This window comes from Epilithonimonas xixisoli, from assembly GCF_004365655.1.
Classification (GTDB): Bacteria; Bacteroidota; Bacteroidia; order Flavobacteriales; family Weeksellaceae; genus Epilithonimonas; species Epilithonimonas xixisoli.
In genome coordinates, this window is the sequence record NZ_SOEO01000002.1 from 692057 (window position 1) to 717784 (window position 25728).

At 36.3% G+C, this 25728-nt stretch carries 30 protein-coding genes; 15 read left to right on the forward strand and 15 right to left on the reverse strand.

What is annotated here, in order from left to right; all coding sequences use genetic code 11:
* Positions 1–30: 30 nt before the first annotated feature.
* From B0I22_RS10565 to B0I22_RS10580, 4 genes are all read left to right on the forward strand, one after another.
* Positions 31–783 (forward strand): MlaE family ABC transporter permease, encoded by a 753-nt coding sequence (locus tag B0I22_RS10565; protein WP_133944624.1) that lies wholly within the window; start codon positions 31–33, stop codon positions 781–783.
* Positions 783–1598: an ABC transporter ATP-binding protein gene (locus B0I22_RS10570; RefSeq protein ID WP_133944626.1), complete on the forward strand. Its 816-nt coding sequence runs from the start codon at positions 783–785 to the stop codon at positions 1596–1598. Before B0I22_RS10565 ends, B0I22_RS10570 begins: the two co-directional genes overlap by 1 nt.
* Positions 1582–2202 (forward strand): outer membrane beta-barrel protein, encoded by a 621-nt coding sequence (locus tag B0I22_RS10575; RefSeq protein WP_133944628.1) that lies wholly within the window; start codon positions 1582–1584, stop codon positions 2200–2202. The genes B0I22_RS10570 and B0I22_RS10575 overlap by 17 nt, the downstream gene beginning before the upstream one ends.
* Before the next feature lie 217 nt (positions 2203–2419).
* Positions 2420–3265 (forward strand): AraC family transcriptional regulator, encoded by an 846-nt coding sequence (locus B0I22_RS10580; protein ID WP_133944630.1) that lies wholly within the window; start codon positions 2420–2422, stop codon positions 3263–3265.
* A gap of 1 nt (position 3266) precedes the next feature.
* Here the strand turns inward: B0I22_RS10580 and B0I22_RS10585 are convergent, their stop codons facing one another.
* The 4 genes from B0I22_RS10585 to B0I22_RS10600 all read right to left on the reverse strand — a co-directional run bounded on the left by B0I22_RS10585 (position 3267) and on the right by B0I22_RS10600 (position 6075).
* A complete protein-coding gene (locus B0I22_RS10585) occupies positions 3267–3554 on the reverse strand; it encodes a hypothetical protein (RefSeq protein ID WP_133944632.1) in 288 nt (95 codons plus the stop codon).
* 33 nt (positions 3555–3587) lie between these two features.
* Positions 3588–4394 carry a M48 family metallopeptidase gene (locus tag B0I22_RS10590; protein WP_133944634.1) on the reverse strand — a complete coding sequence of 269 codons (807 nt, stop codon included), beginning with the start codon at positions 4392–4394 and terminating at the stop codon, positions 3588–3590.
* Positions 4395–4445: 51 nt separating this feature from the next.
* Positions 4446–5501: a thiamine-phosphate kinase gene (gene thiL / locus B0I22_RS10595; RefSeq protein WP_133944636.1), complete on the reverse strand. Its 1056-nt coding sequence runs from the start codon at positions 5499–5501 to the stop codon at positions 4446–4448.
* A gap of 79 nt (positions 5502–5580) precedes the next feature.
* Positions 5581–6075 carry an acyl-CoA thioesterase gene (locus B0I22_RS10600; RefSeq protein WP_133945171.1) on the reverse strand — a complete coding sequence of 165 codons (495 nt, stop codon included), beginning with the start codon at positions 6073–6075 and terminating at the stop codon, positions 5581–5583.
* Positions 6076–6197: 122 nt separating this feature from the next.
* On the opposite strand from B0I22_RS10600, the gene B0I22_RS10605 reads away from it, so the two are divergent.
* Positions 6198–7409 carry a BaiN/RdsA family NAD(P)/FAD-dependent oxidoreductase gene (locus B0I22_RS10605; protein ID WP_133944638.1) on the forward strand — a complete coding sequence of 404 codons (1212 nt, stop codon included), beginning with the start codon at positions 6198–6200 and terminating at the stop codon, positions 7407–7409.
* A gap of 49 nt (positions 7410–7458) precedes the next feature.
* Complete coding sequence (locus B0I22_RS10610) at positions 7459–7785, forward strand: bacteriophage spanin2 family protein (protein ID WP_133944640.1); 327 nt, start codon at positions 7459–7461, stop codon at positions 7783–7785.
* Here the strand turns inward: B0I22_RS10610 and B0I22_RS10615 are convergent.
* From B0I22_RS10615 to B0I22_RS10625, 3 genes are all read right to left on the reverse strand, one after another.
* Entirely contained in the window at positions 7772–8152 is a 381-nt protein-coding gene (locus B0I22_RS10615) for a ribosomal maturation YjgA family protein (RefSeq protein ID WP_342772856.1), read from the reverse strand. The genes B0I22_RS10610 and B0I22_RS10615 overlap by 14 nt on opposite strands.
* 55 nt (positions 8153–8207) lie before the next feature.
* A complete protein-coding gene (locus B0I22_RS10620; protein ID WP_133944642.1) occupies positions 8208–8831 on the reverse strand; it encodes a thioredoxin family protein in 624 nt (207 codons plus the stop codon).
* Between the two features lie 64 nt (positions 8832–8895).
* Positions 8896–9384, reverse strand: a complete 489-nt coding sequence (locus B0I22_RS10625) for a TlpA family protein disulfide reductase (protein ID WP_133944644.1) — start codon at positions 9382–9384, stop codon at positions 8896–8898.
* Positions 9385–9454: 70 nt separating this feature from the next.
* Here B0I22_RS10625 and B0I22_RS10630 point away from each other — a divergent pair, with 70 nt between their 5' ends.
* Both B0I22_RS10630 and B0I22_RS10635 read left to right on the forward strand, forming a co-directional pair.
* Complete coding sequence (locus B0I22_RS10630) at positions 9455–9829, forward strand: energy transducer TonB (RefSeq protein WP_166668220.1); 375 nt, start codon at positions 9455–9457, stop codon at positions 9827–9829.
* 52 nt (positions 9830–9881) lie between these two features.
* Entirely contained in the window at positions 9882–10067 is a 186-nt protein-coding gene (locus B0I22_RS10635) for a hypothetical protein (RefSeq protein WP_133944648.1), read from the forward strand.
* 2 nt (positions 10068–10069) lie between these two features.
* Here the strand turns inward: B0I22_RS10635 and mutS are convergent, their stop codons facing one another.
* Positions 10070–12625, reverse strand: a complete 2556-nt coding sequence (mutS, locus tag B0I22_RS10640; protein WP_133945175.1) for a DNA mismatch repair protein MutS — start codon at positions 12623–12625, stop codon at positions 10070–10072.
* 159 nt (positions 12626–12784) lie between these two features.
* Here mutS and B0I22_RS10645 point away from each other — a divergent pair, with 159 nt between their 5' ends.
* The 3 genes from B0I22_RS10645 to B0I22_RS10655 all read left to right on the forward strand — a co-directional run bounded on the left by B0I22_RS10645 (position 12785) and on the right by B0I22_RS10655 (position 15245).
* Positions 12785–13294 carry a hypothetical protein gene (locus tag B0I22_RS10645; protein WP_133944650.1) on the forward strand — a complete coding sequence of 170 codons (510 nt, stop codon included), beginning with the start codon at positions 12785–12787 and terminating at the stop codon, positions 13292–13294.
* A 178-nt stretch (positions 13295–13472) separates the two neighbouring features.
* Positions 13473–14882: an MBL fold metallo-hydrolase gene (locus B0I22_RS10650; RefSeq protein WP_133944652.1), complete on the forward strand. Its 1410-nt coding sequence runs from the start codon at positions 13473–13475 to the stop codon at positions 14880–14882.
* 60 nt (positions 14883–14942) lie between these two features.
* Positions 14943–15245 carry a thioredoxin family protein gene (locus B0I22_RS10655; protein WP_133944654.1) on the forward strand — a complete coding sequence of 101 codons (303 nt, stop codon included), beginning with the start codon at positions 14943–14945 and terminating at the stop codon, positions 15243–15245.
* Positions 15246–15333: 88 nt separating this feature from the next.
* On the opposite strand, the gene B0I22_RS10660 is transcribed toward B0I22_RS10655, so the two are convergent.
* Positions 15334–16092 (reverse strand): amidohydrolase, encoded by a 759-nt coding sequence (locus tag B0I22_RS10660; RefSeq protein WP_133944656.1) that lies wholly within the window; start codon positions 16090–16092, stop codon positions 15334–15336.
* Between the two features lie 365 nt (positions 16093–16457).
* Here B0I22_RS10660 and B0I22_RS10665 point away from each other — a divergent pair, with 365 nt between their 5' ends.
* Positions 16458–17252 (forward strand): murein L,D-transpeptidase catalytic domain family protein, encoded by a 795-nt coding sequence (locus B0I22_RS10665; RefSeq protein WP_133944658.1) that lies wholly within the window; start codon positions 16458–16460, stop codon positions 17250–17252.
* Between the two features lie 97 nt (positions 17253–17349).
* Here the strand turns inward: B0I22_RS10665 and B0I22_RS10670 are convergent, their stop codons facing one another.
* Positions 17350–18039, reverse strand: a complete 690-nt coding sequence (locus B0I22_RS10670) for a response regulator transcription factor (protein ID WP_089769908.1) — start codon at positions 18037–18039, stop codon at positions 17350–17352.
* Positions 18040–18133: 94 nt separating this feature from the next.
* A complete protein-coding gene (locus tag B0I22_RS10675; protein ID WP_133944660.1) occupies positions 18134–19675 on the reverse strand; it encodes a sensor histidine kinase in 1542 nt (513 codons plus the stop codon).
* Between the two features lie 191 nt (positions 19676–19866).
* Here B0I22_RS10675 and B0I22_RS10680 point away from each other — a divergent pair, with 191 nt between their 5' ends.
* The gene (locus B0I22_RS10680) at positions 19867–20355 is read left to right on the forward strand and encodes an SRPBCC family protein (RefSeq protein WP_133944662.1); all 489 of its coding nucleotides are present in this window, start codon (positions 19867–19869) and stop codon (positions 20353–20355) included.
* Between the two features lie 61 nt (positions 20356–20416).
* Here B0I22_RS10680 and B0I22_RS10685 read toward each other — a convergent pair whose 3' ends face one another.
* The 4 genes from B0I22_RS10685 to B0I22_RS10700 form a co-directional block, all read right to left on the reverse strand.
* Entirely contained in the window at positions 20417–20761 is a 345-nt protein-coding gene (locus B0I22_RS10685; RefSeq protein ID WP_166668221.1) for a hypothetical protein, read from the reverse strand.
* Between the two features lie 2 nt (positions 20762–20763).
* The gene (locus tag B0I22_RS10690) at positions 20764–22809 is read right to left on the reverse strand and encodes a S9 family peptidase (protein ID WP_133944666.1); all 2046 of its coding nucleotides are present in this window, start codon (positions 22807–22809) and stop codon (positions 20764–20766) included.
* A 102-nt stretch (positions 22810–22911) separates the two neighbouring features.
* A complete protein-coding gene (locus B0I22_RS10695; protein WP_133944667.1) occupies positions 22912–23652 on the reverse strand; it encodes a uroporphyrinogen-III synthase in 741 nt (246 codons plus the stop codon).
* A gap of 10 nt (positions 23653–23662) precedes the next feature.
* Positions 23663–24322: a DUF4271 domain-containing protein gene (locus tag B0I22_RS10700; RefSeq protein ID WP_246022196.1), complete on the reverse strand. Its 660-nt coding sequence runs from the start codon at positions 24320–24322 to the stop codon at positions 23663–23665.
* Positions 24323–24474: 152 nt separating this feature from the next.
* Between B0I22_RS10700 and B0I22_RS10705 the strand changes: the two genes are divergently transcribed.
* Together B0I22_RS10705 and B0I22_RS10710 are read left to right on the forward strand one after the other, a co-directional pair.
* The gene (locus B0I22_RS10705) at positions 24475–24903 is read left to right on the forward strand and encodes a hypothetical protein (RefSeq protein WP_133944669.1); all 429 of its coding nucleotides are present in this window, start codon (positions 24475–24477) and stop codon (positions 24901–24903) included.
* 107 nt (positions 24904–25010) lie between these two features.
* Positions 25011–25727, forward strand: a complete 717-nt coding sequence (locus B0I22_RS10710; RefSeq protein WP_133944671.1) for a polyprenol monophosphomannose synthase — start codon at positions 25011–25013, stop codon at positions 25725–25727.
* Position 25728 lies beyond the last annotated feature (1 nt).

Genomic DNA, 25728 nt, shown 5'->3' on the forward strand with positions numbered 1-25728 from the left:
TTTTATCAGAAAAAGAACTAATTTTGCTGTATGTTAAAACAATTTTTTGAAGCTATTGGTGAATATTTTTTGCTGTTGGGAAAAGCAATCAGCAAACCGCAAAAAAGAAATGTATATCTGAAACTCCTAGTAAGAGAGTTTTACGATTTGGGAGTCAACTCTTTTGGATTGGTACTTTTTACCTCATTTTTTGTAGGCGCCGTTGTTGCGATTCAGATGTTCAATAATTTTGATGCTTCATCTTTTCCTATTCCTAATAGTTTTGTCGGATATGCTACAAAAACAGTATTGATTTTAGAGTTTTCTCCTACCATTATTTCAGTAATTCTTGCAGGAAAAGTAGGTTCTTACATTGCATCCAGCATCGGAACTATGCGTGTGACAGAACAGATAGACGCTCTTGACATTATGGGTGTTAATTCACCTAATTTTTTAATATTGCCTAAAATTGTAGCTAGTGTTGTTTTCAACCCGATTTTGATTGCAATTAGTATTGTTGTTGGAATTTGGGGCGGATATGTTGCTGGATGGGCTACAGGGAGCTGGACTACTGGAGATTATATCACGGGAATCCAAATGTATATGCCATCATATTTTATTTGGTACGCTTTTCTGAAAACAGCAGTTTTTGCCTTTCTTATTGCAACCATCCCCGCCTATTTTGGTTACAACGTAAAAGGAGGATCCTTAGAAGTAGGGCGTGCAAGCACACAAGCTGTGGTTTGGACTATGATTGCAGTGATTATTATGAATTTATTATTAACCCAGATGTTCCTAAGCTAATGATAGAAGTTAAAGAATTAAGAAAAAGCTTCAATGGAGATGTTGAAGTTTTGAAAGGCATTACAACGACATTCGAAACCGGAAAAGTGAATCTAATCATCGGGCAAAGTGGATCTGGAAAAACCGTTTTTCTGAAATCGCTTCTCAACGTTTATGAGCCTTCCAGCGGAGGAATTTTGTTTGATGGCAGAGATATTATGAATATGTCGAGAGAGGAGAAGCAAGGTCTGCGTGCAGAGATAGGAACAGTTTTCCAAGGAAGTGCATTATTCGATTCTATGACTGTGGAGGAGAATATCAGTTTTCCTCTGGATATGTTTACCAATTTGACTTATCGCGAGAAAAAGAGAAAAGTTCTTGAGGTAATTGGTAGAGTAAACCTTGATAAGGCCAACAAAAAATTCCCATCCGAGATTTCCGGAGGAATGCAAAAAAGGGTGGCCATTGCAAGAGCAATCGTCAACAACCCAAAATACCTCTTCTGTGATGAGCCCAACTCCGGACTGGATCCTTACACTTCCAATGTCATAGATGATCTACTACTGGAAATTACAAAAGAATATAACACAACCACCATTATCAATACACACGATATGAACTCTGTGATGACCATTGGTGAGAAAATCCTTTACCTTCGTTTGGGAATCAAAGAATGGGAAGGGAATAAAGATATCCTAGCGACTGCGAAAAACAAAAATCTTTTGGATTTCGTCTATTCATCAGAACTGTTCAAGCAGCTGAGAGAATTTATGCTAGAAAACGATCAAACAAGTTTAACAAATAATAAAACAGAAGACAATGAAAAAACTGATTAGTACCATTGGAGTATTGGCAAGTGTTTTTGCTTATTCGCAAGTAACATTTGGATTGAGAACAAATGCCCTTTTTAACACTTCATCTGCAAAGTGGAAAGACATTGAAAGTACTGCTGTGGGTGCTTGGGAAAACAAAGGAGAAAACAAAGCTGGCTTCAATGTTGGATTGGCTGCAAAAATCGGATCTCCGGTTGGTGGCTGGTTTGTAATGCCGGAAATCTATTACACAACTTTTAAAAACAGTTTGACTGTAGATGATGTGACTGTGGAAGCAAAGAGCAATCGTATTGATGTGCCTGTATTGGTAGGTCACAATTTCCTTCTTGGAAAATTGGCTGCATTTGCAGGTCCAGTTGCATCTTACAATCTATCTGGAGAGAAAACTTACAATGAATTAAGAGTAAATGCTGAAAACGAATTTACCGTAGGTTACCAGTTTGGAGCTCAAGCAACACTTTCAAAGTTTGTTATCAATGCAAGATATGAAGGCGCTTTCTCTAAGGATTCAAGAAAAGTGATTGACATTGCAAGTGGCGATACAGTTGTTCGTTATGACAACCGTCCAAGTATGTTTATCGTTGGTATTGGATACAACTTTAACTAAGACATCAATATAAAATGTAAAAAGGCTGGAAAAATTAATTTCCAGCCTTTTTCATATATAGACCTTAAAAATTCACAAACTCAATTCTTTGTGAGAAATTGATTTTGTTTTACAAAAGTAAAGGCTATCACTCAATTTTCTTTTAACAGAATAAATAAAAAACAGAACAATATTAATATGTTTTGTTTATTTTTGCTCCACAATAACATTAACTGGAATGAAAGTTATTCTTGAACATATTTCTCCGGATGAAAATAGCTCTTTTCGAGTACTTCACATTAAGGATGTTCCCATCTCGGAACTCAACTGGAAGTATCACTATCATTCTGAGATTGAGATTGTTTGTGTTCTACACGGCAAGGGAACCCGCCACGTGGGCTATCACAAAAGCCACTTCGAGGACGGTGCGCTTGCTTTGATTGGTTCCAATATTCCGCATTCTGGGTTTGGACTCAATGCTACAGATCCGCACGAGGAAATCGTAATCCTATTCAAAGAGGAGATTCTATCTTTGCCCGATAGCGAGCCGGACAGCCATTCCATCAAAAAACTTTTAGAAATTGCCAGATACGGCGTTCTTTTCTCATCCAAAGTGAAAAAAGAGATGATTCCTAAACTGAAAAAAATCGCAGAAACAGAAGGCTACGCAAGATATCTGTTACTTTTAGAGATTCTATTTGATCTTTCAAAAACGGAAGATTTTGAATTGATGAATACAGAAGTGATGCCTTACACCATTGTATCCCGAAACAGAACTAGACTAGAAGCTGTTTTTACTTACGTGGAAAATGGCTATCAAAATGAAATCGATATTATGCAAGCAGCAGATCTAGCAAACCTAACGAAGCCAGCATTCTGTAATTTCTTCAAAAAAGCCACTTCGCTTACTTTTGTAGAGTTTGTCAACAGATACCGTATCGATAAGGCCTGCATTCTTCTTTCTCAAGAAAAAAGCATAGCAGAAAGCTGCTATGCTACAGGTTTTAATAATATTACTTATTTCAACAAAATCTTCAAAAAATACACCAGTACAACGCCTGGCCAATTTATCAGAAATCTATAAATTAGAAATTTCCGCTGTTTAGATTATTGTCAATTTTCTGTTTTTCAAATTCCGCTTTTTCTTTCTGAAGTTGCTTAAGTTCTTGCTTTATTTTGGCTTCTTTTATTGCATTTCCCTTACTAACATATCCCACAGAACCTCCAATGATTAATCCGATTCCTATACCGAATAAAATAGCCATCAATGGAACAGGTTCAAAAAGTCTGATTACAGTAAAATTTTCATTAAAGTAAAAAAGAACAAACGCTAATAGTAATAATACGATTCCAGTAAATGTTAAACTTTTCATCTCTATATTTTTTTAAAATACTAATATAAAGAATTAAAGCTTACCTCCAGCTGCTTTGTAATATTCCAACGCTTTTGGCATATTGGCATTCAAATCCGAGATTCTATTTTGCGGATTGGGGTGCGTCGATAGAAATTCTGGTGCTCTGTTACCAGTAGAAGCCGCTTCCATTCTTTGCCAGAATGAAGTAGACGTTCTAGGATCATATCCTGCCATTGCCATCAGATAAAGTCCCATTTGATCTGCTTCCAACTCTTGACTTCTGCCATATTTTAGCAAAACACCTTGTGAGGCGTAAGGATAAACTTGTTTTACGATATTAATTAACTGAGAATTACTCGTTCCACTTCCAAGTGCTGAGCTTCCGTATTGTGCAATCATTGCTTGAGAAACTCTCTCGTTGCCATGGCCAGCAAGCGCATGAGAAACCTCGTGTCCCATCACAACAGCAACGCCGTTTTCGTCTTTGCAAATTGGCATTATTCCTGTGTAGAAAGCTACTTTACCGCCAGGCATACACCATGCATTGAGCTGAGCATCTTGGATTAGGTTAAATTCCCAGCTGTAATTTGCCAAGTCAGATTCTCTACCAATCGATTTGTAATAAGCATAAGCCGCATTTTTTATTTTCGCGCCAACATTTTTTACTCTATTGGCATCTGCAGTTCCCGTCACCACTTTGGCTCCAGAAAGTGTAGTTCTGTATTCTGCTGCAGCTGCCGTTGCAATCTGAGAATTGTTAGCAATTTGAATAGAGGATCTTCCTGTAACAGGATTTGTCACACAAGCCGTGATTCCAAATGCTGTAATAGCTAGAGCAGAAATTTTTATAATTTTCATCGTTTTTATATTTTAAATATTATTTGTGTTTTACAAGTTCTATTCCAAAAATTATTCTTTGTTTAGGAATGCATCCCAACCTTGTGCTGTCAAAGGAATCAATTGATTGGAACCTCTCGCAATCAGGAAGTTTCCGGCATTGGTTTCAGTTGCGTGACCTATGATGGTAAAGTCTGGATGATTCTTGATCTTATCAAAATCCGACGATGAAATGGTAAACAATAATTCATAGTCTTCGCCACCGTTTAAGGCCGCCATTGCAGGATTAAGGTTCAATTCATCTGCTGTGTGAATCATAGTTTCGTCCATTGGTAATTTCTCTTCATACACATTGAAACCAACTTTCGATTGATCTGACAAATGAAGAATCTCCGAAGCCAAACCGTCAGAAACGTCGATCATAGATGTTGGCAAAATATCTAATTCCTCTAATTTTTTCTTGATGTCCGTTCTTGCCTCAGGCTTCAGTTGTCTTTCAAGGATGTAGTCATAGCCTTCCATTTCCGGCTGCATATTTGGATTTGCAAGATAGACCGAATGTTCTCTTTCAAGAATTTGTAATCCAAGATAAGCGCCTCCCAAATCGCCGGTCACGACCAAAAGATCATTCGGTTTTGCGCCATTTCTTTTGACAATATTTTCTTCTTTTTCAAGACCAATCGCGGTTACGCTTATCACCAAGCCAGCGTTGGAACTTGTTGTATCTCCGCCAATTAAGTCAGCTTTATATCGATTACAAGCCAATGCAATTCCATCATAGATTTCTTCCAAAGCTTCCACCGGAAAGCGGTTTGAAACAGCAACGGAAACCAAGATTTGTGTAGGCGTTGCGTTCATTGCGGCAATATCGCTGAGGTTGACAACAACAGATTTGTAGCCCAAATGTTTCAATGGAACATAGCCCAAATTGAAATGAACACCTTCCGCCAACATATCCGTTGAAATTACAACTTTTTGACCTTCCGCATCAATAATCGCCGCATCGTCGCCGATGGAAAGTTTCGTTGAATTCTGAACAATCGGGAAATTTTCCGTCAAATGTTTTATCAAACCAAATTCTCCCAATTTGGAAATAGGCGTGAGTTCTTGTGATTTATCTTCGAGCATTTTTTATAAATGATAATTGATTAGTGATGATTGATTAATGACAAGCGAAAAAAATCTTTTATCGATTATCATCAATCATTTATTTGAATATGTCCGGGCTGATATTCTCCGGTCGGAAAGGTAACGTTTTCAAAAAATCTCTTGTGATGATATTCACATTTTCAGATTTGAATTCATTCATTACCAAGATGATGTCTTCTGGTGGCGTAGTGATTTTCCTTAGCATGATATCAATCCAAACTCCGGTCGCTTCTGCCGTTGCACAATGCGTTCCGTCTGGAAGATAAAACTTGTGAACAAACTGATAGATAGAACCGTCTTCCGAAATCGAAGCGACTTCCAAACCGACATAAACCGTCTGATCTGCATATATTTCTCTAAAAAAAGAATATTTCTCGTGCATCATCACGGGACCAACGCCCCAACGGTTGAGTTGCGTCAAACCGATTTTGTTTTTGTTGAGAAAAGCCATTCTCGTTTGCGAGCAATAGTCAACATAAGTGGAATTCCCCAAATGACGGTTGGCGTCGATATCGCTCCATCTTACTTCAAATTTATGATAATATACAGACATTTTTAGATTTTTAAGATTCTTCAAAATTAACCATTTGAGGTGGATTTTAAAAATGTAATTTTGTGCATCGAATACAAAGTAACAAAGGCGAGACATATTTGTTACTGCAGAAAATTAGATTAATGTCAAAAAAGAAAAGAATAATCATCATAGGTGGAGGAGCAGCTGGTTTTTTCACAGCGGCAAATCTTGATGAGAACAAATATTACGTCACGATTCTTGAACAAAACGGCGATGTTTTGCAGAAGGTGAAAATCTCTGGTGGCGGACGATGCAATGTGACGCACGCTTGTTTTGACCCAAGAGATTTGGTTCAGTTTTATCCAAGAGGAAACCGAGAATTACTTAGTGTTTTCACAAAGTTTCAGCCAGGCGACACGATGGATTGGTTCGAAACCAGAAATGTTCCTTTGAAGATTGAAAAAGACAATCGGGTTTTCCCGACCACAGATTCTTCGCAAAGCATCATCAATGCAATGATAGATGAAGTTCGGAATAAAAAATTCGAGGTCAAAACTCAGGTTTCGGTTTCGGAAATCATTAAACAAGACGATGAATATTTAATCAAAACAAAACAAGGTGATTTTGTTGCTGACATTGTGATTTATACGACAGGAAGTTCTCCAAAGTCACTGAAAATTATTGAAAATCTTGGACATAAAATAATTGAGCCTGTTCCGTCGTTGTTTACTTTTAATATCAAAGATGATTTGTTGAAAGATATTCCGGGAACTAGTTTTGCCAATGCAGAAATCCAAATTCCAAGTTTGAAGACCGAAGAATCAGGTCCACTTCTCATCACACATTGGGGACTTTCCGGACCTGCAGTTTTGAAAATTTCAGCTTGGGAAGCGAGAAAATTGGCGCAATTGAAATATCAATTTGAGATTGAAGTTAATTTTATCTCAACACCAATTTCGGAAGTTGAAAAGCAGTTCAAAGATTTCAAAAACAGCAATCCGAAAAGAACCGTTGGACAATCGAAAATATTTGATGTGACCAATCGTTTTTGGAACAAGATTTTGGAAGTTTGCAAAATAGACCCGGAAAAACAGATCGCAAATCTTTCTGGCAAAGAAATGAATCATATCTTTGAGTATCTTTGTCAAAAAAAATTGAGAGTGTCGGGAAAATCGACTTTCAAGGATGAGTTTGTGACAGCTGGAGGTGTAGATTTGAAAGAAATTAATTTTAAAAATATGACTTCCAAGATTCTTCCGAATTTTTACCTTGCTGGCGAAGTTCTTGATATAGATGCAGTTACCGGCGGATTTAATTTTCAGGCTTGCTGGAGTGAAGCTTGGCTTATCTCTCAAGATATTAATACAAAATAAGGGTTTATTTTAATAACTTTGAATCAATAATTAATTATTTTAAAATATAATGAAATTTTCTAAAAAAATTATTTGGGTATTTGCAATTTTGATGTTGGCGGTGTCTTGCCAAACTAGAGTTGTCTCTCCTACAAAACCACTTTACGACAACAAGTTGGATCTTTATAAAAAATATACAGTTCAAACCAATGATGCGAAAGTTTACAAAGTAGAAATTGTAAAAATAGACGCTACAAAAATCTACGGAAAATCGAAAACCGGTGAAATGGTAGAAATTGAAAAAAGCAATGTGCGGGAAATCAAAAAACCAGATATTTTATCATCTATAATCATTGGTTTGGCTGCGGTTGCTGCGGTTGTTTTTATTCCGATTTAATTTTTGTGAGTAAAAATAAAATCACACATCCAGCAAAGTAACACAGAATATCAATCCAGCTGAATGAGTTGCCGAGGACAATCATCATCAATCGGTTGTCTTTGAAACCAAGCAGTTCTGCAAAATGGAAATATTGTGCAAACTCAATAAGGCAGGAGAAAATAAAGATTCCAACAATCAATTTTGTTGAATTGATTTCAATGAATGCTTTGATGAAGTAATACATCAGCATAACCACGAAAACATCGCCCAGATAAGCTCTCACGAAAAACCAATCTTTGAGTTTCGTAGCGATGAGAACTTCTACCAAGAAAATGGCGACAGCAATGAGAAAGTTTTTCAGATTGAATTTAAAATTAATTTTCACAGCAATAGTTTATAAAACATAACAAAAAATCGAGGCAATTATTACCTCGATTTTTTTATTTTTTCACTTTGATCGTACACCCAATGGCGACGGTTTTCTCCGTTTTTACCGCTTCATTTTTCAATAATTGATTTACCGCATCTTGCACGTAAAATTCGGAAACGTCTTTTGGATTTTCGTAATTATTGTCGATAGCGCCAATGTATTTCACGATGTTTTTTCCATTTTCTTTTTTCAGAATGTAAACGTGAGGCGTTTTCGTAGCACCATAAATTGGGTAGATTTTCTGACCTTCGTCCACCAAATAGGGGAAGGTAAAACTTTTTTCCTTCGCTCTCGTCTGCATTTCTGCAAATCCATCTTGAGGTTGTACAGTTGCGTCGTTCGGGTTGATGGCAATCACCGGATAGCCTTTGCTTTTGAACATTTTGTCGAGCGCAACGATTCTGTCCTCGTACTTTTTCGCATACGGACAATGGTTGCAAGTGAAAATCACAATAAAGCCTTTTGCAGATTTGTAATCGCTGAGAGAAACCATTTTTCCGTCGATGTTTTTCAGTTTGAAATCTGTCGCTTCGTCGCCAACTTGATATCCGGAATTGATGTTTTTAATGGATGAAAAGCTTAATAATCCGAGGATTAATATTAATCCAAACGAAAGCCATTTTATTTTTTTCATAATATTTTATTTTGATGATTTAATTAATTTTAAAAGCCAATAACTAAAAGCCATTAGCCATAAGCTATTTATAATTTTTTTCGATAGCAGTTTTCAATTCTTGAAGTGACATTTCTCCATTTTTGAAGAACACTTTTTCTCCATTTTTATAGAATAATGTGACTGGAATCTCGCCTTCCCAATCTTTTTGAAATCTCGGAATCCAAGTGTTCATCCGCTTGACATCATCCAAAATCACAACTTCTGCGTTCAGATTTTTTGTTTTGATAAAATTAAGAACTTTCTGTTTGTCTCTCGCCATATCAAGTGAAACCAACAGCATTTTGAAATCCGGATTTTGGGAATATTCTTTGTTGACTTCGATGAAATGAGGTAGTTCCTTCACACAAGGCGCACAAGTGGTCGCCCAAAAATTGACTACAACAAACTTGTCTTTTGATTGTTGGAGATGTTTTTCGAGATCTTCATATTTGATTAATGAAACCTCGCTTTGAACTTGCGCATTCATTGTCAAAGGAAAAACGAGCAAAAGGAATTTTATTAAAATCTTCATATTCAAATTTAAAAAATAACTTTGACACTTGAATTAATTTCTGTTAATGAATATCTTTGAAAAAATAACTATGAAAAATTTAATCTTATTTTGTTTTCTATTATTAGGAGGTTTTGTTTTCTCTCAAACAAAAGATTCAATAATTTCGACCGAAGCCCGAGCAGAATATCAAGGAGGGGACGAGCAGTTCAAAAAAGATATTATGAAAAAGTTTAGAATTAGAAAAGTTCACGGAAAGGGTACTTTTGTCACAAATGTGAGGTTCATAGTTGAGAGAGACGGTATGGTTTCCAATATCAAAGCAAAAGGTGAGAATGAGAGTTTCAATAAAGAAGCAATGCGCGCTGTTTCAAAAATGAAACCCAAATGGAAAGCGGGAATGATAAATGGTGAAAACGTTAGATGTTACTTCACAGTTCCGCTGACAGCAAATTTTAGCGATTAATAAAATTTCGGTTCAATTTTTGAAAATAAAATCACAACCAAATCTTATTATTATGAAAAAGTTATTATTAATCAGTTCAATAGCATTATTAGCAACCAGTTGTATTCCCGATAAAGACAAGCGTGAACAACGCAAAGATGATCACAGCGCAGAACATATGAGAAATCAAGGTGTAGATTCCAGCGCACTTTCTTCAGATAAAAAAGTGGATACGGTCGCGGTGGAAAAAATTAAATAGAATTACTTCCCAATCATCTTTTTAATGGAGTTCAGCTTCATCAAAGCTTCAATTGGCGTCAAAGTATTGATGTCAATTTTTGTGAGTTCTTCGCGGATATTTTCCAAAACAGGATCATCCAATTGGAAAAACGAAAGTTGAAGATTTTCTTCGGTTACACGTTTTATCTTGTCGCCAGAATCTTGAGTTGACCGGCTGGATTCCAAAGTTTTCAAGATCTCATTCGCACGATTCACCACTTTCGAAGGCATTCCAGCCAACTTCGCCACGTGGATTCCGAAACTGTGTTCGCTTCCGCCAGAAATTAATTTTCTCAAGAAAATAATTGTTCCTTTTGCTTCTTGGATGGAAACGTGGAAATTTTTGATTCTCTCAAAATTGATGGACATTTCGTTCAGCTCGTGATAATGCGTCGCAAATAAAGTTTTCGGTTGCGTTGGATGTTGATGGAGATATTCCGCAATTGCCCAAGCGATGGAAACACCGTCGTAAGTGGACGTTCCACGCCCGATTTCATCAAGCAAAATCAAACTTCTGTCCGAGATATTATTAAGGATATTTGCCGCTTCATTCATTTCCACCATAAACGTAGATTCGCCGGCAGAAAGATTATCCGAAGCACCAACTCTCGTAAATATTTTGTCTAAAGTTCCAATCTCAGCGTGTTTTGCCGGAACAAAACTTCCTATTTGAGCGAGCAAAGAAATAATCGCAGTTTGTCTCAGAATAGCAGATTTACCAGCCATATTCGGTCCGGTTACCATAATAATTTGTTGAGAATCTCTGTCAAGAAAAACATCGTTTGGAATGTAAGATTCACCTAATGGTAAAGACTTTTCGATGATTGGATGTCGTCCTTCTTGAATGTTGATGGAGAAAGAATCGTTCAGAATCGGTTTGGTGTAATTATCCTCAACCGACAATTCTGACAATCCAACTGCGCAATCCAATTCACCAATCAACTTTGAATTCTCCTGCAACTGATCGATGTAGATCATCACATTGTCGCAGACATTTCTGTAAAGTTTGAATTCAAGCGCGCTAATTTTATCTGTTGCGCCAAGAATCTGAGTTTCGTATTCTTTTAGTTCTTCCGTGATGTAACGTTCAGCATTTACCAATGTCTGTTTGCGGATCCACTCCGCCGGAACTTTATCTTTATGCGTATTTCGAACTTCGATGTAATATCCGAAAACGCCATTGAAATCAATTTTCAGACTCGTGATTCCGGTTCTCTCAATTTCGCGTTGGCACATTTCGTCCAAGAAACCACGTCCTTTATTTTGAATATTTCTAAGATGGTCTAGCTCTTCAGAAATTTTTTCTCGGATGACATTTCCTTTGTTGATGTTGACCGGAAGCTCATCATTCAAATGATTCGTAATAAAATCAATCAATTCATCAAGGTTGATAATTGGATCCAACCAAGCCAAAACGTCTGGAAATTTCAACAGTTTTGTTCTGATTTCCTGAATGTTGACAACCGATTGACGGAGATAACCTAATTCTTTCGGTGAAATCTTTTCGGCAGCTAATTTACCTATTAATCTATCCAAATCAGAAATGCCTTTCAACAATTCCTTAATCTCATATTTCAATGAATCTTCTTTGTTAAGAAATTCAATGAGATTCAATCTTCTGTTGATGTCACCAATATTTTTCAAAGGAAGAATGATTCGTCTTCTCAACAATCTTCCGCCCATTGGCGTAGAGGTTTTATCGATAATATCCAAAAGCGACTTCCCTTGCTGACTCGCAGAATAAACGATTTCCAGATTTCTCAAAGTAAAACCATCCATCATCAGATAATCATCTTGCGGAATGAGATTGATTCTTGTAATGTGTTGTAAAAGTGCGTGATGCGTATCCTCAACGAGATAAGCGAAAATTGCTCCCGCTGCAGTTACACCTAATTTATGTTCCTCAATCCCGAAACCTTTCAAAGATTGCGTTTTGAAATGAGCAGTCAGTTTTTCGTACGCGTAAGGATATCGAAACGCCCAATCTTCTAATTTGAAAGCACTTTTATTTTTTAATTGAGTTGGAAGTTCAGTGGTTCTTTGATAGATAATTTCGCTCGGGTCAAAAGTATGGACAATGTGAAGCAATTTCTCAAGATTTCCTTCACTCACGAGAAATTCGCCTGTGGAAACATCCACCAAAGCCAATCCATATTTTTCTTTTTCTTTGTGAAGAGAAAGCAGGAAATTATTTTTCTTGGAACTCAAAACCTGATCGTTAAACGTAACGCCTGGCGTTACCAATTCCGTCACGCCACGTTTTACAATCCCTTTTACAGTTTTTGGATCTTCCAACTGGTCGCAAATCGCAACACGCAATCCAGCTCTCACAAGTTTTGGCAAATAGGAATCCACGGAATGATGCGGAAATCCAGCCAGCTCGATATGACCTTCGCCATTGGCTCTTTTAGTCAAAACAATTCCCAAAATCTGAGAAGTTCTGATGGCATCTTGCCCAAAAGTTTCGTAGAAATCTCCCACGCGGAACAGCAAAAGTGCATCAGGATATCTTGCCTTGATGGTGTTGTATTGCGTCATTAACGGAGTTTCTTTCTTAGCCAAAGTTCTGATTTTAGAAGCGCTAAAATACAAATTAATTCAGAGAAAATCTGCTGATAAAAATTGTCAAATGTGGAACTTTCCACCCTTAATTAAAAGAAAATTAGAAATAATCCGTTTAATTCTTAAATTTGGCTAATGAAAAAATATTTTTACCTATTTATATTATCGTTTTCACTGATAAGTTGCTACACTTACAGGGTAAAGGCAGAAAGTGATGAGAAAACCAAGGAAGCTCCTGCTCCAGCAAAACCTGTGAAATCTAATGAAGTAGCATCAAAAGAAGTCGCTTCTGCAAACTTCGGTATTTCTGATGTTGAATCTGCGATTCCAAAAAAATCAAAAGTGACCAGTAAAAGTAAGATAACAAATCCTCGCCCAACGACCATTGAAGGAAAGCTGGAACCAACTAAGTTTTATAAAATCGAAGCAGCGGGAAGATACCATAAAATACAGGTAGACAAATGGGAAAGCGACACACTCGTGGCACACGTAATCCATAAACCAAAGAAGATTCTGAAATTCCATAAGAACCAAATCAATCAATCTACCATTGCGGAAAGACGATTTTCTCAACCCGTGGCAGACATTATAACAGTTGCCGCTTACACCGCAATTGGGGTTGGAATATGGACATTGGTGAGATAAAAATTATTTTTCAATTAATATTTAACAAGTCAAGCATTTGTTTAATTTTAAATCGGAATCATAAATAATATCATTCGAAATTTATTTATAATTATTTTAAATAATCTCATATTTGTAATCACAAAAGCTCAAACTAATTTGATGATTTGTCTTTTGAAATATAACCTATTGATTCACAATGAAAATTGAGCAAATATACACAGGTTGTCTAGCACAAGGAGCATATTATATTGTTTCTGAAAACGAAGCGGCAATCATTGATCCACTGAGAGAAATCAAACCTTACCTCGATCGTTTGGAAAAAGATCAGGTAAAACTCAAATATATTTTTGAGACACATTTTCACGCTGATTTTGTTTCCGGGCATTTGGATTTATCTAAAAAAACTGATGCACCGATTGTTTACGGACCAACCGCAAAACCTGAGTTTGAAGCAATTATTGCAGAAGACAATCAGATTTTCGAAATCGGAAAAATCAAAATCAAAGTCCTTCACACGCCAGGTCACACATTAGAAAGTTCCACTTATCTTTTGATTGACGAAAATGGACAGGAAACCGCAATTTTCTCTGGTGATACTTTGTTTTTAGGTGATGTTGGAAGACCAGATTTGGCTCAAAAAGTGGGCGAAATCACGGAAGAAGATTTAGCTGGAATGTTGTACGAAAGTCTGCACAGCAAGATTTTGCCTTTAGATGATTCTATCACAGTTTATCCGGCTCACGGCGCGGGTTCTGCTTGTGGGAAAAATATGCAGAAAGAAACGGTGGACACTTTGGGAAATCAAAAAAGAACCAATTATGCTCTGAATCAGCCAACTAAAGAAAGCTTTATTGCTGAGGTTTTAGACGGTTTGACGGCGCCACCAAAATATTTCGGGATGAACGTTGCCTTGAACAAAGGTGGCTACGAAAGTTTTGAAAAAGTCCTTAAAAAAGGAAATAATCCCATCTCAGTAGAAGATTTTGAAACAGCGGTTGAAGAAACCGGCGCTTTGATTTTGGATACAAGAAGTGCGGCAGATTTTCATAAAGGTTTTGTTCCAAATTCAATAAACATAGGCATCAAAGGGGATTTTGCACCTTGGGTCGGCGCGATGATTGTGGATGTGCAACAGCCGATTATTCTGGTTTCAGATTTGGGTTCGGAAGAAGAAGTGATCACAAGATTGAGCCGAGTTGGTTTTGATAACGTGGTTGGATTTTTGGAAGGCGGTTTTGAAAGTTGGAAAAATTCCGGAAAAGAAATTGATGAAATCAAAAGAATCTCTGCAGACCAATTTGCTTCTGAATATTCTCAAAATCAAAAAGTTATCGACGTCAGAAAAGAGACAGAATACGAAGCGGAACACATCGACGAAGCGTACAGCAAACCTTTGGCTTATATCAATGATTGGGTGAATTCCATTGATAATTCTGAGCATTTTCATTTGCATTGCGCAGGTGGTTACAGAAGTATGATTGCTGCCAGTATTTTGCAGTCAAGAGGTTACAGGAATTTTACCGAAGTGGAAGGAGGTTTCAATGCCATCAAGAAATTCGATAATGTTCCGACGAGTAATTTTGTTTGTCAAACGAAGACTTTGTAGAATAATATCGAATTGATTTTAATCTAATATCTAAAGTCTAACTTCTAATCTCTCCAAAAAATGTCACAAAAATTTCAAGAACTCATCCAATCCGAACGTCCAGTTCTCATTGATTTTTTTGCAACTTGGTGTCAGCCGTGCAAAGTGCAATCTTCTGTTTTGAATACGGTAAAAGAAAAAGTTGGCGAAAAAGCCAGAATCGTAAAAATTGACATCGACCAATGTCCGTCAATCGCTAATCAATATAATGTGCGAGGTGTTCCGACTTTAGCAGTTTTCAAAAATGGTGAAATGCTTTGGAAAGAAAGCGGTGTTCATGATGTGAATTCTTTGGTGGGTTTGCTGGAGCAGTATTCTAATTAAGGATTAATATAATAAAAAAGCACACACTTTGTCATTCTGAAAGAATCTCATCTCAACAGTTTGGATTCTTTCAGAATGACAAAAATTATTATTTCAATTCAAACCCATCTCTCTCCGCCAAAAACGGAAACTTAGTCCGAAACTCCTTTAATTCCTCCAAGCTCCATTCAGAAAGAACAACATTATTTTCTCGTTCAGAAATTTCCTTCCCATCTGGGAAATAAACCAATGAACTTTCCTCATAATCATTTTTATAACCATCTGTTCCAATTCTGTTCAATCCAAAAAGAAAAGCTTGATTCTCGATGGAACGTGCTTTTAACAGAGATTTCCACGCTTCAACTCTTGAACTTGGCCAATTCGCAACATAAAGAATTGCATCATAATCATCTTGATTTCTTGAGAAAACAGGAAAACGCAAATCAAAACAAACCTGCAAAAGAATCCTGAAACCTTTGTATTCAACAGCTTTCCGTTCGATTCCAGCCGTATAAACTTTATCTTCGCCTGAATAGGAAAACAAATGTCTTTTATCATAATATTCAAAATTGCCGTCAGGAAAAACGAAATAAAATCGGTTGTAGAATTTCCCATTTTCTGCCACAGAAACACTTCCTGCAACAGCTGAGTTTTTTGATGTGGCAAAGGATTTCATCCAAGTCAAAGTTTCTAGATTTCTGTCCGCAACTTCCTCCGCTTCCATACAAAATCCTGTGGAAAACATCTCTGGCAACAGAAACAAATCTGCATCTACCGAAGTCAATTCTTTTTCGATTTGTTTGAAATTTTCTTCTTTATTTTTCCAGGAAATATCGAGGTTCAGTCCTGCAATTTTAAGTGTTGCCATACGGAAAAAGTTTACTGCAATTTATGATTTTAAAGTTATTATTTAAATAAATTGTAAAAAACATTTAGCTACGCTGAACCACTTGGTTAGGTTTCAGAGCTTCGCTCCTTAGTTTCTTTGGAGAAATTCTCTACCAACATTTCAAGACTTCGTCTCTTTTTATAAACTAATTTTGTCAGTCTGAGGTTCTCGAAGACTATTTAATAAAATCTAATCATAATAAAGTCTTAATAAAAACCGTTCAAAATCTGAACTTTTGAGTTAAAGTTTCCCAATTATTCGTTAAAAAAAATCATTATAAGAGTCTGGAAATGTTTTATATATAATTTTGCACCACTAAAATAAAAATTAAATATTTATAATTAATGAAGAGATTCCCATTATTGTTATGCTTGGTTTATTTGATTACAACTTCGTTTTATCCCGTGAGTTCTGAGAGTTTTTCCCAACCTAAAACTGTTGTAAAAGAAATAAAAACAAGCCCAAAAATGAATGTCTCGCCCAAAAATCCTGCCGAAGAAATCTACAAAGACCTTCAGTTTACGGATGAAAAATTGAATTTTGAAGTCTTCGAAAAAGCCTATTTAGGATTCCAAAATTTGAAAAAATCTGGTAAACTGCAACCGACTGCAAATTTGCTTTCGGTGTGTGATTTTAGTTTGTCTTCCAACAGGAAACGCCTTTGGGTGATAGATTTGGACGAGAAAAAAATACTGTTCAATTCCCTAGTAGCGCACGGAAAAGGAACAGGAGAAGAGTTCGCAATGAGCTTTTCCAACACGATGGATTCGCATCAGTCGAGTCTTGGTTTCTACATCACAGAGCAGACGTACAATGGCGACAATGGCTATTCTATGAGACTATTTGGGATGGACAAAGGCTACAATGACGCGGCGCTGGAACGTTGCATCGTGATGCACGGCGCAAATTATGTGAGCGAAGATTTCATCAAAGCTGAAAAGCGATTGGGAAGAAGTTGGGGTTGTCCTGCTGTTCCGAGAGAATTGGCACAACCAATCATCAACACGATAAAAGATGGAACTTGTCTGTTTGTTTATTATCCGGACCAGAATTATCTTGCGGGTTCAGAATGGTTGAAAAATAACGAAAAAACAGATTCAATTCTGAATTCTACAGAGCAGAAAATGGCAACGAATTAATTTTATTGTACAATGTAAAAAGTACAATGTAATATGAGAAACAAAAACCCCTTCAGAGTTTCAAACTCTGAAGGGGTTTATTTTTGTCTAAACTTAATTAAGGATTTTTCACCAACAAACGGAAACCTTCTCCGTGTACGTTGATGATTTCCAAACCTTCGTCATCTTTCAAGAGTTTTCTCAATTTTGCGATGTAAACGTCCATACTTCTTGCAGTGAAATAATTCTCTTTTTTCCAGATTTTTCTAAGCGCCAAATCTCTCGGCATAAAGTCGTTTCTGTGAATGCAAAGCAATTTAAGAAGTTCGTTTTCTTTTGGAGACAATTTGTATTCGTTATCACCAACTCTCAGTTGTCTCAACATAGAATCGAAGAAAATATTACTGATTTTGAACTGCTCTTGGTCTTCGTTTTCCAACACAGCACTTCTTTGTAGGATTGCTTTGATTTTGTATAAAAGTAACTCAGTATCAAATGGTTTTGTGATATAATCATCTGCACCCAATTGATAACCTTTCAAGATGTCTTCACGCATATTTCTTGCGGTCAAAAAGATGATTGGGGTATTTTTATCAATTTTCTTTACATCTTCTGCTAATGAAAATCCGTCTTTTTTCGGCATCATTACATCGAAAATGCAGATGTCAAATTCTTTTTCTGTAAACTCTTTCAGTCCCATTTCTCCGTCGGTTGCCAAAGTAACCTCGAAGTTGTTTATTGTCAAATAATCTTTGAGAACTGCACCAAAACTTTGGTCGTCTTCTACTAATAATATTCTGTTGCTCATAACTTTATGATTGATGTTTAATTAATAATTGATTAGAGATAAATGGTAATTGATTTTCGGAATCGTTTATCAACCATCATTTATCATTTATATTTTAAGCCATAGGTAATTTTATCGTAAACGTACTTCCCTTTCCTTTATGAGAATCTACGGAAATTTGACCTTTATGGATTTCAATAATTTTCTTCACATAAGACAATCCAAGACCTTGCCCTTTTACATTGTGGATATTTCCCGTTTCCTCTCGGAAGAATTTTTCAAAAATTTTGGTTTTATTTGTAGCATCCATTCCCATTCCTTTGTCGGAAATTTCGATGACGTAGAAATTCGCTTCATTTCTTGTGCTCACTTTTATTTCCGGTGTTTCCGGCGAATATTTGTTGGCATTATCAAGAAGATTGATTAATGCATTCGAGATGTGAAATTCATCAACCAAGAAATTATATTTTGTAGCGTTGAAATCTGTAATCAAGGTTCCATTTCGCTCATCCACAATCAGTCGGAAAGATTCTGCAACATTCTTTATCAATTGTCTTACGTTCGTTTCTTTCAAATGAAGTGGCATTTCGTTTCGTTCCAGTTTGGACATATTCAGAACGGTTTCCACCTGTTTTTTCATTCGGATGTTTTCCTGTTTTATCAATCCAGAGTAATATTTTACCTTGTCCGGATTTGTAGCAATCAGGTCGTTTGCCAAAGAATCTGTAGCAACGGAAATGGTTGCCAAAGGCGTTTTGAATTCGTGCGACATATTATTGATGAAATCCGTTTTGATTTCCGCAATTTTCTTCTGACGCATCATATAATTAATGGAAATAATATAAATTCCAAGAATCGTCAATAATGAAATGAAAGTTCCCAAAAGCATCGGCAAATTGTGCTTCACCAACGAGTAATCTTTCCTCGGGAAGACGATGGCGAGCGTGTAAAGCGTTCTGTCTTTGCTGTCTGTAAAAAGCGGATAAGTATAATTCGTTTTGTCTTTTTGATCCAGATAAATATTGTTGGCAACCGAGGTTAAATTATTGGTTTTATTAATAACGCCAAAGCCGAATTTTGTATCAATGCCTTTCAACCTCAATTCTTTAGCAATCACAGAATCAATGATTTTGCTGTCCACTCTCTTTTCGATGGGAAGATTCGTTGCGCTCAGTCTCGCAAATTCTTTCATCTGATAAGAATTATTATCGATGTCTCGGCTGATGTTGGTGGTCAAAGGTTCCGGCGAACTTCTTTTCAGTTTCAGTTGACCTTCATCTTTGTAAAGTTTAGTCGTGTACAAAGTGTCTCCTTTTGCCGAAACCGGAATATTCTGTTTCTCCACAATGCTGGTTTGAAACAAAATATTGGAGCGGTTTGCAGAATCCGAACTTTGTTGGATATAAGTTTTAACAGGCTGATTTGCAGATGCTAAAACTTCTTTTCCTACACCGCCATAAGTTTCGTTCCAATATTTATTAACTTCAATTTGGTTGACTTTCTGAGTAGATGTTTCCAAGGCAGAATAGACTTTGTTAGAAAAATCCTGCTCCAGCGAAGTGTATAATTCTTTAATCCAATACAACTGCAAAGAAACGAAGACAACCAATGAGATTGTCATAAAGACAGAGATAATTGGAATGAATTTGTTGTTCATATAAATTTTTAAGTTTGAAAAGTTAAAATTACTGATTTTAAGATTATCTCAATAAAAAAATTGCCTTACAATTATTAAATTTTTCTTAAAAACGACAGTTTTAACATTTTATTGTGAATAATCAAATATGTTGCCATAAGAAAAGTTTGGTGCGATTTTTTATAATTAAGTTTGTAAAAACCTAGAACGTTATGAATTCAGAAATTATTTTTAATACAGATTTAGATTCTGCAACTGCTTATATTTCTAAGATTTATGATGCAGACGTTACAGAACTTTGGGATTATTTTACAAAATCCGAATTGATAGACCAATGGTGGGCGCCAAAACCCTGGAAATGCGAAACCGAAAAAATGGATTTCCGTGAAGGTGGAAATTGGCTGTACGCAATGGTTGGTCCAGAAGGTGAAAAGGAATATGCAATCGCAAACTTTGGAGAAATAATGCCTCACAGAAGTATTTCTTGGACAGATGCTTTTGCCGATAACAAAGGAAAAGTGAAAACAGATTTACCGCAAACCACTTGGCTGATTGGCTTTACTGGAATCGATGAAGGTACAAGAATGACTTTCAATCTGCATTTCAAATCCAAAGAAGAACTGACTCAAATTGTAGAAATGGGTTTTGAAGAAGGTTTCAAAATGGGATTGAATCAGTTGGAGGATCTGTTAAATCGGTAATTTGATGAATCGAGGATGAAATCAGTTTAACGATTTTACAAATTAACGATTCAACAATTCATTATTCCAAATCAATTTCCTCATCCTGAAAATACTGAATAATCGCTTTTTTCATTAGAAGCGATTGTTCGTTTGGTTTCAATTCTGGCAAATCATCCAATTTGTCATAATGAGGCCAGCCGTCTTCATAATGCGTGAATTTGTAGTAGCCAAAAGGCTCCAGCAATCTGCAAACCGCAATGTGCAAAAGATTGAGCTTGTCATCTTTCGTAAATTTCTGTTGTCCGCTTCCCAATTCCTGAACGCCAATGATGAACAATAAAGTATCAATTGGTGGATTTTTTTCGGTTTGAAAATTAACTTCGAAAAAGTGTTCTACTTTTTTCCAGATTTCTGCTTCGCTCATAATTAATTTTTTAAACCTTCAATTTTAAACAAAAATGCATATTCCAAAGCAATTTCCTTCAAACTTTCAAATCGTCCGCTTGCACCGCCGTGACCGGAACTCATATCGGTTTTGAAAATCAGAATGTTGTTATCCGTTTTCAAATCTCTCAATTTTGCTGTCCATTTTGCGGGTTCCCAATATTGAACTTGAGAATCGTGGAATCCTGTGGTAATTAAGATATTAGGATAATTTTTCGCTTCGATATTATCATATGGCGAATAGGATTTCATATAATTGTAATATTCCTTCTCATTCGGATTTCCCCATTCGTCGTATTCTCCTGTGGTCAAAGGAATCGTATCGTCCAACATCGTAGAAACCACGTCCACAAAAGGAACTTGCGCCACAATTCCGTTGAATAATTCCGGATTGTAATTCATCACGGCGCCAACCAAAAGTCCGCCGGCACTTCCGCCCATTGCATATAGATGTTTTGGCGAAGTGTAATTTTCTGCGATTAAATGTTTTGCAGCATCAATGAAATCAAAAAACGTGTTCTTTTTCTGAAGCATTTTTCCGTCTTCGTACCATTCTCTGCCAAGATATTCGCCACCTCGGATGTGTGCGATGGCAAAAATATAACCTCGGTCAAGTAATGATAATCTGGTACTGGAAAAGCTCGCATCAACCGTGTGTCCGTAGCTTCCATAGCCATAAAGTAGAAGTGGCGTGTTTGCTGATTTTGGAGTGTCTTTGTGATAAACCAAAGAAATTGGAACTTGTTTTCCGTCTCTTGCGGTTGCCCAGATTCTTTCTGAAATATAATTTTCTTTGTGGAATTTTCCGCCCAAAACTTCTTGTTCTTTCAGAAGTGTGGTGGTTTTTTCCTTCATATCGTATTCAAAAGTGGAAGCTGGTTTTGTCAAAGATGTGTATCCAAAACGCAATTTTTCGGTGTCAAATTCCAAATTCGTTCCGATGAACGCTGTATAAGTCGGGTCGGAAAATGGTAGATAGTGAGAGTCTCCGGTTTTGCTTTCGATGATTTTGATTTGAAGAAGACCTGTTTCTCTTTCTTCAATCACAAAATAATCATTGAAAATCTCAAAGCCCTCCAACAGTACATTTTCTCTGTGCGGAATGAAATCTTCCCAGTTTTCAATCGATGGATTCTCAACCTTAGTCTTTACAATTTTAAAATTCGTAGAATCATCCGCATTTGTAATGATGTAAAAATCATCTTGATAATGTTCCACAGAATATTCCAAATCCTCCGTTCTTTCCTGAATGATTTTCCAATCCGCAAAAACATCATTGGAAGGGATGAATCGCATTTCATCTTCATTGGTAGAAGAAGTAGCAATGAAAATATACTCTAAAGATTTAGTTTTAAAAATCCCCACATCAAAAGTCTCGTCTTCCTCGTGAAAAATCAACACATCGTCGGTTGAATCTGTTCCCAACTTATGACGATAGATTTGGAATGCTCTCAGGCTTTCATCTTTTCTGATGTAGAAAACGTGTTCATTGTCATTTGCCCAAACTGCTTTTCCGGTTGCATTTTCTATGATGTCTGGATAGATTTCGCCGGTTTTCAGATTTTTGAAATAGATTTTATAAATTCTTCTTCCAACATTATCCGTAGAATAAGCCATAATATCGTTGTTCACACTGACCGACATACTTCCAGTTTCGAAAAACGCTTCGCCTTCCGCCAAAATATTCACATCGAGAAGTATTTCCTCTGCACTTTCCAAAGTTTGGAATTTTCTGGCGAATATCGGATATTCCTTTCCCGCTTCATATTTCACAATGTACCAATAGCCATTGAAAAAATAAGGTAAAGACTCGTCATCCTTTTTGTAGCGGGCTTTCATTTCTTCGTACAAATCGTTTTGAAGGTCTTCCGTTTCTTTCATTACAAAATCTGTGTAAGCATTTTCCGCTTCCAGATATTGGATGACTTCGGGATTTTCTCTTTCATTCATCCAGAAATAAGGATCGTTCCTTTGATCGTTGTGAATTTCGAGAAGTTGATCTATTTTTTTTGCTTTTGGAGCGTTCATTCTTTGGAAATTTTTGGTCTGAAATGATTTTCAGAGGTAGCAAAATTAAACAAAAAACCATCCCGAAATTTTCGGGACGGTTTCAATTTATGAATTCAATAATTACTTATTGATGCTTTTGATATATTTTTCTATCGCCATTGTCATAGAAGGGGTTTCTTTGGTTGGCGCCATTACGTTTACCGTTAGTCCCGCTTCCTCCGCGGCTGCTTGAGTTGTGGTTCCGAAAACAGCAATTTTTGTTTCTTCTTGCTTGAACTCCGGGAAATTGATTCCCAAAGATTTGATTCCTTGATGGCTGAAGAAAACCAACATATCGTAATCTTTGATCGTAATATCCGTCAAATCGCTTGCAACGGTTTTGTACATCACGGCTTTTGTCCAGTCCACATTGGCAGCATCCAAAACTTTCGGAATCTCTGGGCCAAGAACGTCAGAAGAAGGCAAAAGATATTTCTCAGAAGGGTATTTTTTGAACAATGCTGTCAAATCTGAAAAGTTTTTCTCGCCGAAGCTGATTTTTCTTTTTCTGTAAACAATATGTTTTTGCAAATAGTTGGCAATCGCTTCTGATTGGCAGATGTAACGCATAGAATCTGGCACCGTAAACCTCATTTCTTCCGCAAGTCGGAAATAATGATCGATTGCGTTTTTGCTTGTGAAAATGATTCCCGTGTATTGGGTAAGATCTATTTTCTGCGTTCTGAGATCTTTTGCATCCACACCCTGAACGTGGATGAAAGGACGAAAATCGATTTTGATTTTCTCTTTTTTCGCTATTTCCAAATAAGGTGAAGATTCATTCGGAGCGGGTTGTGAAACTAAAATAGATTTGATTTTCATCTTAATATGTTTAATAAAACAAGAACTTCCAAAGTACCAAAACCGGCACTATTTGAAGCGTGCAAATATACAAAAATTTATAATACCAGTTTTCGGGCAAAATAGACTGTTTATGAAAAAAATATATGAGATTTTTCAGCAGGAAAGAACCAATAAACAGACCAATTATAAAATAGAAATAACGCGTAAGATCTATCGGAAAATAAAAAAGAGCAAATCCTGCCGTCATAAAAGCGATAGATTCTAAAAAATAGAATTTGCTGGCGACCAATGTCAGGCCTTTGATGTTTTTACCATTGCCGATGCTGGAGTAGAAAAAGAACGTCAGCAGGCTTCTCATTAGATCAAATGAAAACAATGTTAGCAAAGTGAATCCGATTTTATTAACCTGAAAGCCAAACAATTGCATATCAGAAATAGTTTTTGGAACCACTGGGACAAACTGAGATAGAAGTAAAGAAAGCATCACACATCTCACGATAGAAATGATGATCCAAGATGGCGTCAGATTGCTGGAGTCATCCATCTTTTGCAAAAGAAAATCCTTGATATTTGCATTTCTTTGGAAAACGGAGAGGAGGATAATGTATATAAAAATACTCCCGAGAATACAATATACCACCCAATCATTATGTTCCGTAATTCTTACCAAGCTCCAAATTTTTTGCAAAAATAAGAATTAGAAATTGTTATAGGTTTATTTGTTGGTTAAATATTTTTTGAAAAAGTAATTATATATTTGAAAGACAATCCATCATCAATAAAAATTAGAGATTGCACAATTAGTAATTTTAGGTATGTATCATTAATGATAAAAAAGAAATGAAAAATCGATTTTTATTAATATTCCTAGTATTATTTCTATGTTATTCTTGTGAGAAAAAGCAGGAATATCAAGCTCCTGATGAAGACTTGACAACTTTAGTAGAGTTAGCTTTAAATTTATGTGATGGTAATAAAGAGCGTGGTTTCTTAAAAGATAAAAAGAGTTTCTATATTCAATTTTATAATTTCAAAAATCCATTAAAAAGAGAAATAAGATTCCGTAAACGAATAGTGGATTTGGATGCTGAGAAGTATAAGGGAAAGAATTATGAATGTTTAATAACATTAATCAAATACAAAAAAATTTCCCCAACTAAATTTTATATATATTATAAATTTGAAGGTTCACATATTGACAGAGAATCTTTTATAGAATATAAAAACAATAAATGGGTGAGCGAAAAGTGTATTAGCATTATGTATTAAGGTTTTGTGTCTTAAAAAGCTACAATCATTTTATTAAAAAAAGTTAATTTCCACGCCATCAAAAAATCATTAACGATTAAAGATTATCTTTGCGGATTATTTGCCGGATGAAGAAACTTGTCATTATTCCCACCTACAACGAAAAAGAGAACATCGAAAAAATTATTTCGGCTGTTTTTGCTTTGGAACAAGATTTCCACATTTTGGTGGTGGACGATTCTTCGCCAGACGGAACTGCGGAGATTGTCAAAAGTTTGCGCGAAAAATTTCCGCTTCAATTGCATTTGACCGTCCGAAAGATAAAAGACGGACTCGGCAAAGCGTACATCCACGGTTTCCAATGGGCAATTCACAACGAATATGATTATATTTTCGAGATGGATGCCGATTTTTCCCACAATCCGAAAGACCTTATCCGACTTTTTGAAGCCTGTAAATCGGCAGATATGGCCGTTGGTTCCAGATATTCTCAAGGCGTGAATGTGGTGAATTGGCCTATGGGAAGGGTTTTGCTTTCTTATTTCGCATCAAAATATGTGAGATTCGTTTTGGGAATTCCGGTTCACGATACGACGGCGGGATTTGTTTGTTTTAAAAAAGAAACATTAATCTCCATCGGACTTGATAAAATCAGATTGAAAGGTTACGGTTTCCAAGTCGAAATGAAATACCGCGTTTTCAAGAAAAATCTGAAGATTGTAGAAGTTCCAATTATTTTCACAGACAGAACAGAAGGCGCGAGCAAAATGAACGGCGGAATCATCCAAGAAGCCATCTTCGGCGTTTTGAATTTGAAATGGAAAAACCTGATCGGAAAATTGTAAT

Coding starts and splice junctions, on each gene's coding strand:
- B0I22_RS10685 (WP_166668221.1), bottom strand. CDS start 20,761: ATGAGCGAAGCAGAAATCTGGAAAAAAGTAGAACACTTTTTCGAAGTT.
- B0I22_RS10620 (WP_133944642.1), bottom strand. CDS start 8,831: ATGAAAAAAATAAAATGGCTTTCGTTTGGATTAATATTAATCCTCGGA.
- thiL (WP_133944636.1), bottom strand. CDS start 5,501: ATGCTCGAAGATAAATCACAAGAACTCACGCCTATTTCCAAATTGGGA.
- B0I22_RS10605 (WP_133944638.1), top strand. CDS start 6,198: ATGTCAAAAAAGAAAAGAATAATCATCATAGGTGGAGGAGCAGCTGGT.
- B0I22_RS10625 (WP_133944644.1), bottom strand. CDS start 9,384: ATGAAGATTTTAATAAAATTCCTTTTGCTCGTTTTTCCTTTGACAATG.
- B0I22_RS10570 (WP_133944626.1), top strand. CDS start 783: ATGATAGAAGTTAAAGAATTAAGAAAAAGCTTCAATGGAGATGTTGAA.
- B0I22_RS10630 (WP_166668220.1), top strand. CDS start 9,455: ATGAAAAATTTAATCTTATTTTGTTTTCTATTATTAGGAGGTTTTGTT.
- mutS (WP_133945175.1), bottom strand. CDS start 12,625: ATGACGCAATACAACACCATCAAGGCAAGATATCCTGATGCACTTTTG.
- B0I22_RS10575 (WP_133944628.1), top strand. CDS start 1,582: ATGAAAAAACTGATTAGTACCATTGGAGTATTGGCAAGTGTTTTTGCT.
- B0I22_RS10675 (WP_133944660.1), bottom strand. CDS start 19,675: ATGAACAACAAATTCATTCCAATTATCTCTGTCTTTATGACAATCTCA.
- B0I22_RS10580 (WP_133944630.1), top strand. CDS start 2,420: ATGAAAGTTATTCTTGAACATATTTCTCCGGATGAAAATAGCTCTTTT.
- B0I22_RS10590 (WP_133944634.1), bottom strand. CDS start 4,394: ATGAAAATTATAAAAATTTCTGCTCTAGCTATTACAGCATTTGGAATC.
- B0I22_RS10635 (WP_133944648.1), top strand. CDS start 9,882: ATGAAAAAGTTATTATTAATCAGTTCAATAGCATTATTAGCAACCAGT.
- B0I22_RS10600 (WP_133945171.1), bottom strand. CDS start 6,075: ATGTCTGTATATTATCATAAATTTGAAGTAAGATGGAGCGATATCGAC.
- B0I22_RS10645 (WP_133944650.1), top strand. CDS start 12,785: ATGAAAAAATATTTTTACCTATTTATATTATCGTTTTCACTGATAAGT.
- B0I22_RS10695 (WP_133944667.1), bottom strand. CDS start 23,652: ATGAAAATCAAATCTATTTTAGTTTCACAACCCGCTCCGAATGAATCT.
- B0I22_RS10655 (WP_133944654.1), top strand. CDS start 14,943: ATGTCACAAAAATTTCAAGAACTCATCCAATCCGAACGTCCAGTTCTC.
- B0I22_RS10565 (WP_133944624.1), top strand. CDS start 31: ATGTTAAAACAATTTTTTGAAGCTATTGGTGAATATTTTTTGCTGTTG.
- B0I22_RS10610 (WP_133944640.1), top strand. CDS start 7,459: ATGAAATTTTCTAAAAAAATTATTTGGGTATTTGCAATTTTGATGTTG.
- B0I22_RS10585 (WP_133944632.1), bottom strand. CDS start 3,554: ATGAAAAGTTTAACATTTACTGGAATCGTATTATTACTATTAGCGTTT.
- B0I22_RS10670 (WP_089769908.1), bottom strand. CDS start 18,039: ATGAGCAACAGAATATTATTAGTAGAAGACGACCAAAGTTTTGGTGCA.
- B0I22_RS10705 (WP_133944669.1), top strand. CDS start 24,475: ATGAAAAATCGATTTTTATTAATATTCCTAGTATTATTTCTATGTTAT.
- B0I22_RS10665 (WP_133944658.1), top strand. CDS start 16,458: ATGAAGAGATTCCCATTATTGTTATGCTTGGTTTATTTGATTACAACT.
- B0I22_RS10690 (WP_133944666.1), bottom strand. CDS start 22,809: ATGAACGCTCCAAAAGCAAAAAAAATAGATCAACTTCTCGAAATTCAC.
- B0I22_RS10660 (WP_133944656.1), bottom strand. CDS start 16,092: ATGGCAACACTTAAAATTGCAGGACTGAACCTCGATATTTCCTGGAAA.
- B0I22_RS10680 (WP_133944662.1), top strand. CDS start 19,867: ATGAATTCAGAAATTATTTTTAATACAGATTTAGATTCTGCAACTGCT.
- B0I22_RS10650 (WP_133944652.1), top strand. CDS start 13,473: ATGAAAATTGAGCAAATATACACAGGTTGTCTAGCACAAGGAGCATAT.
- B0I22_RS10710 (WP_133944671.1), top strand. CDS start 25,011: ATGAAGAAACTTGTCATTATTCCCACCTACAACGAAAAAGAGAACATC.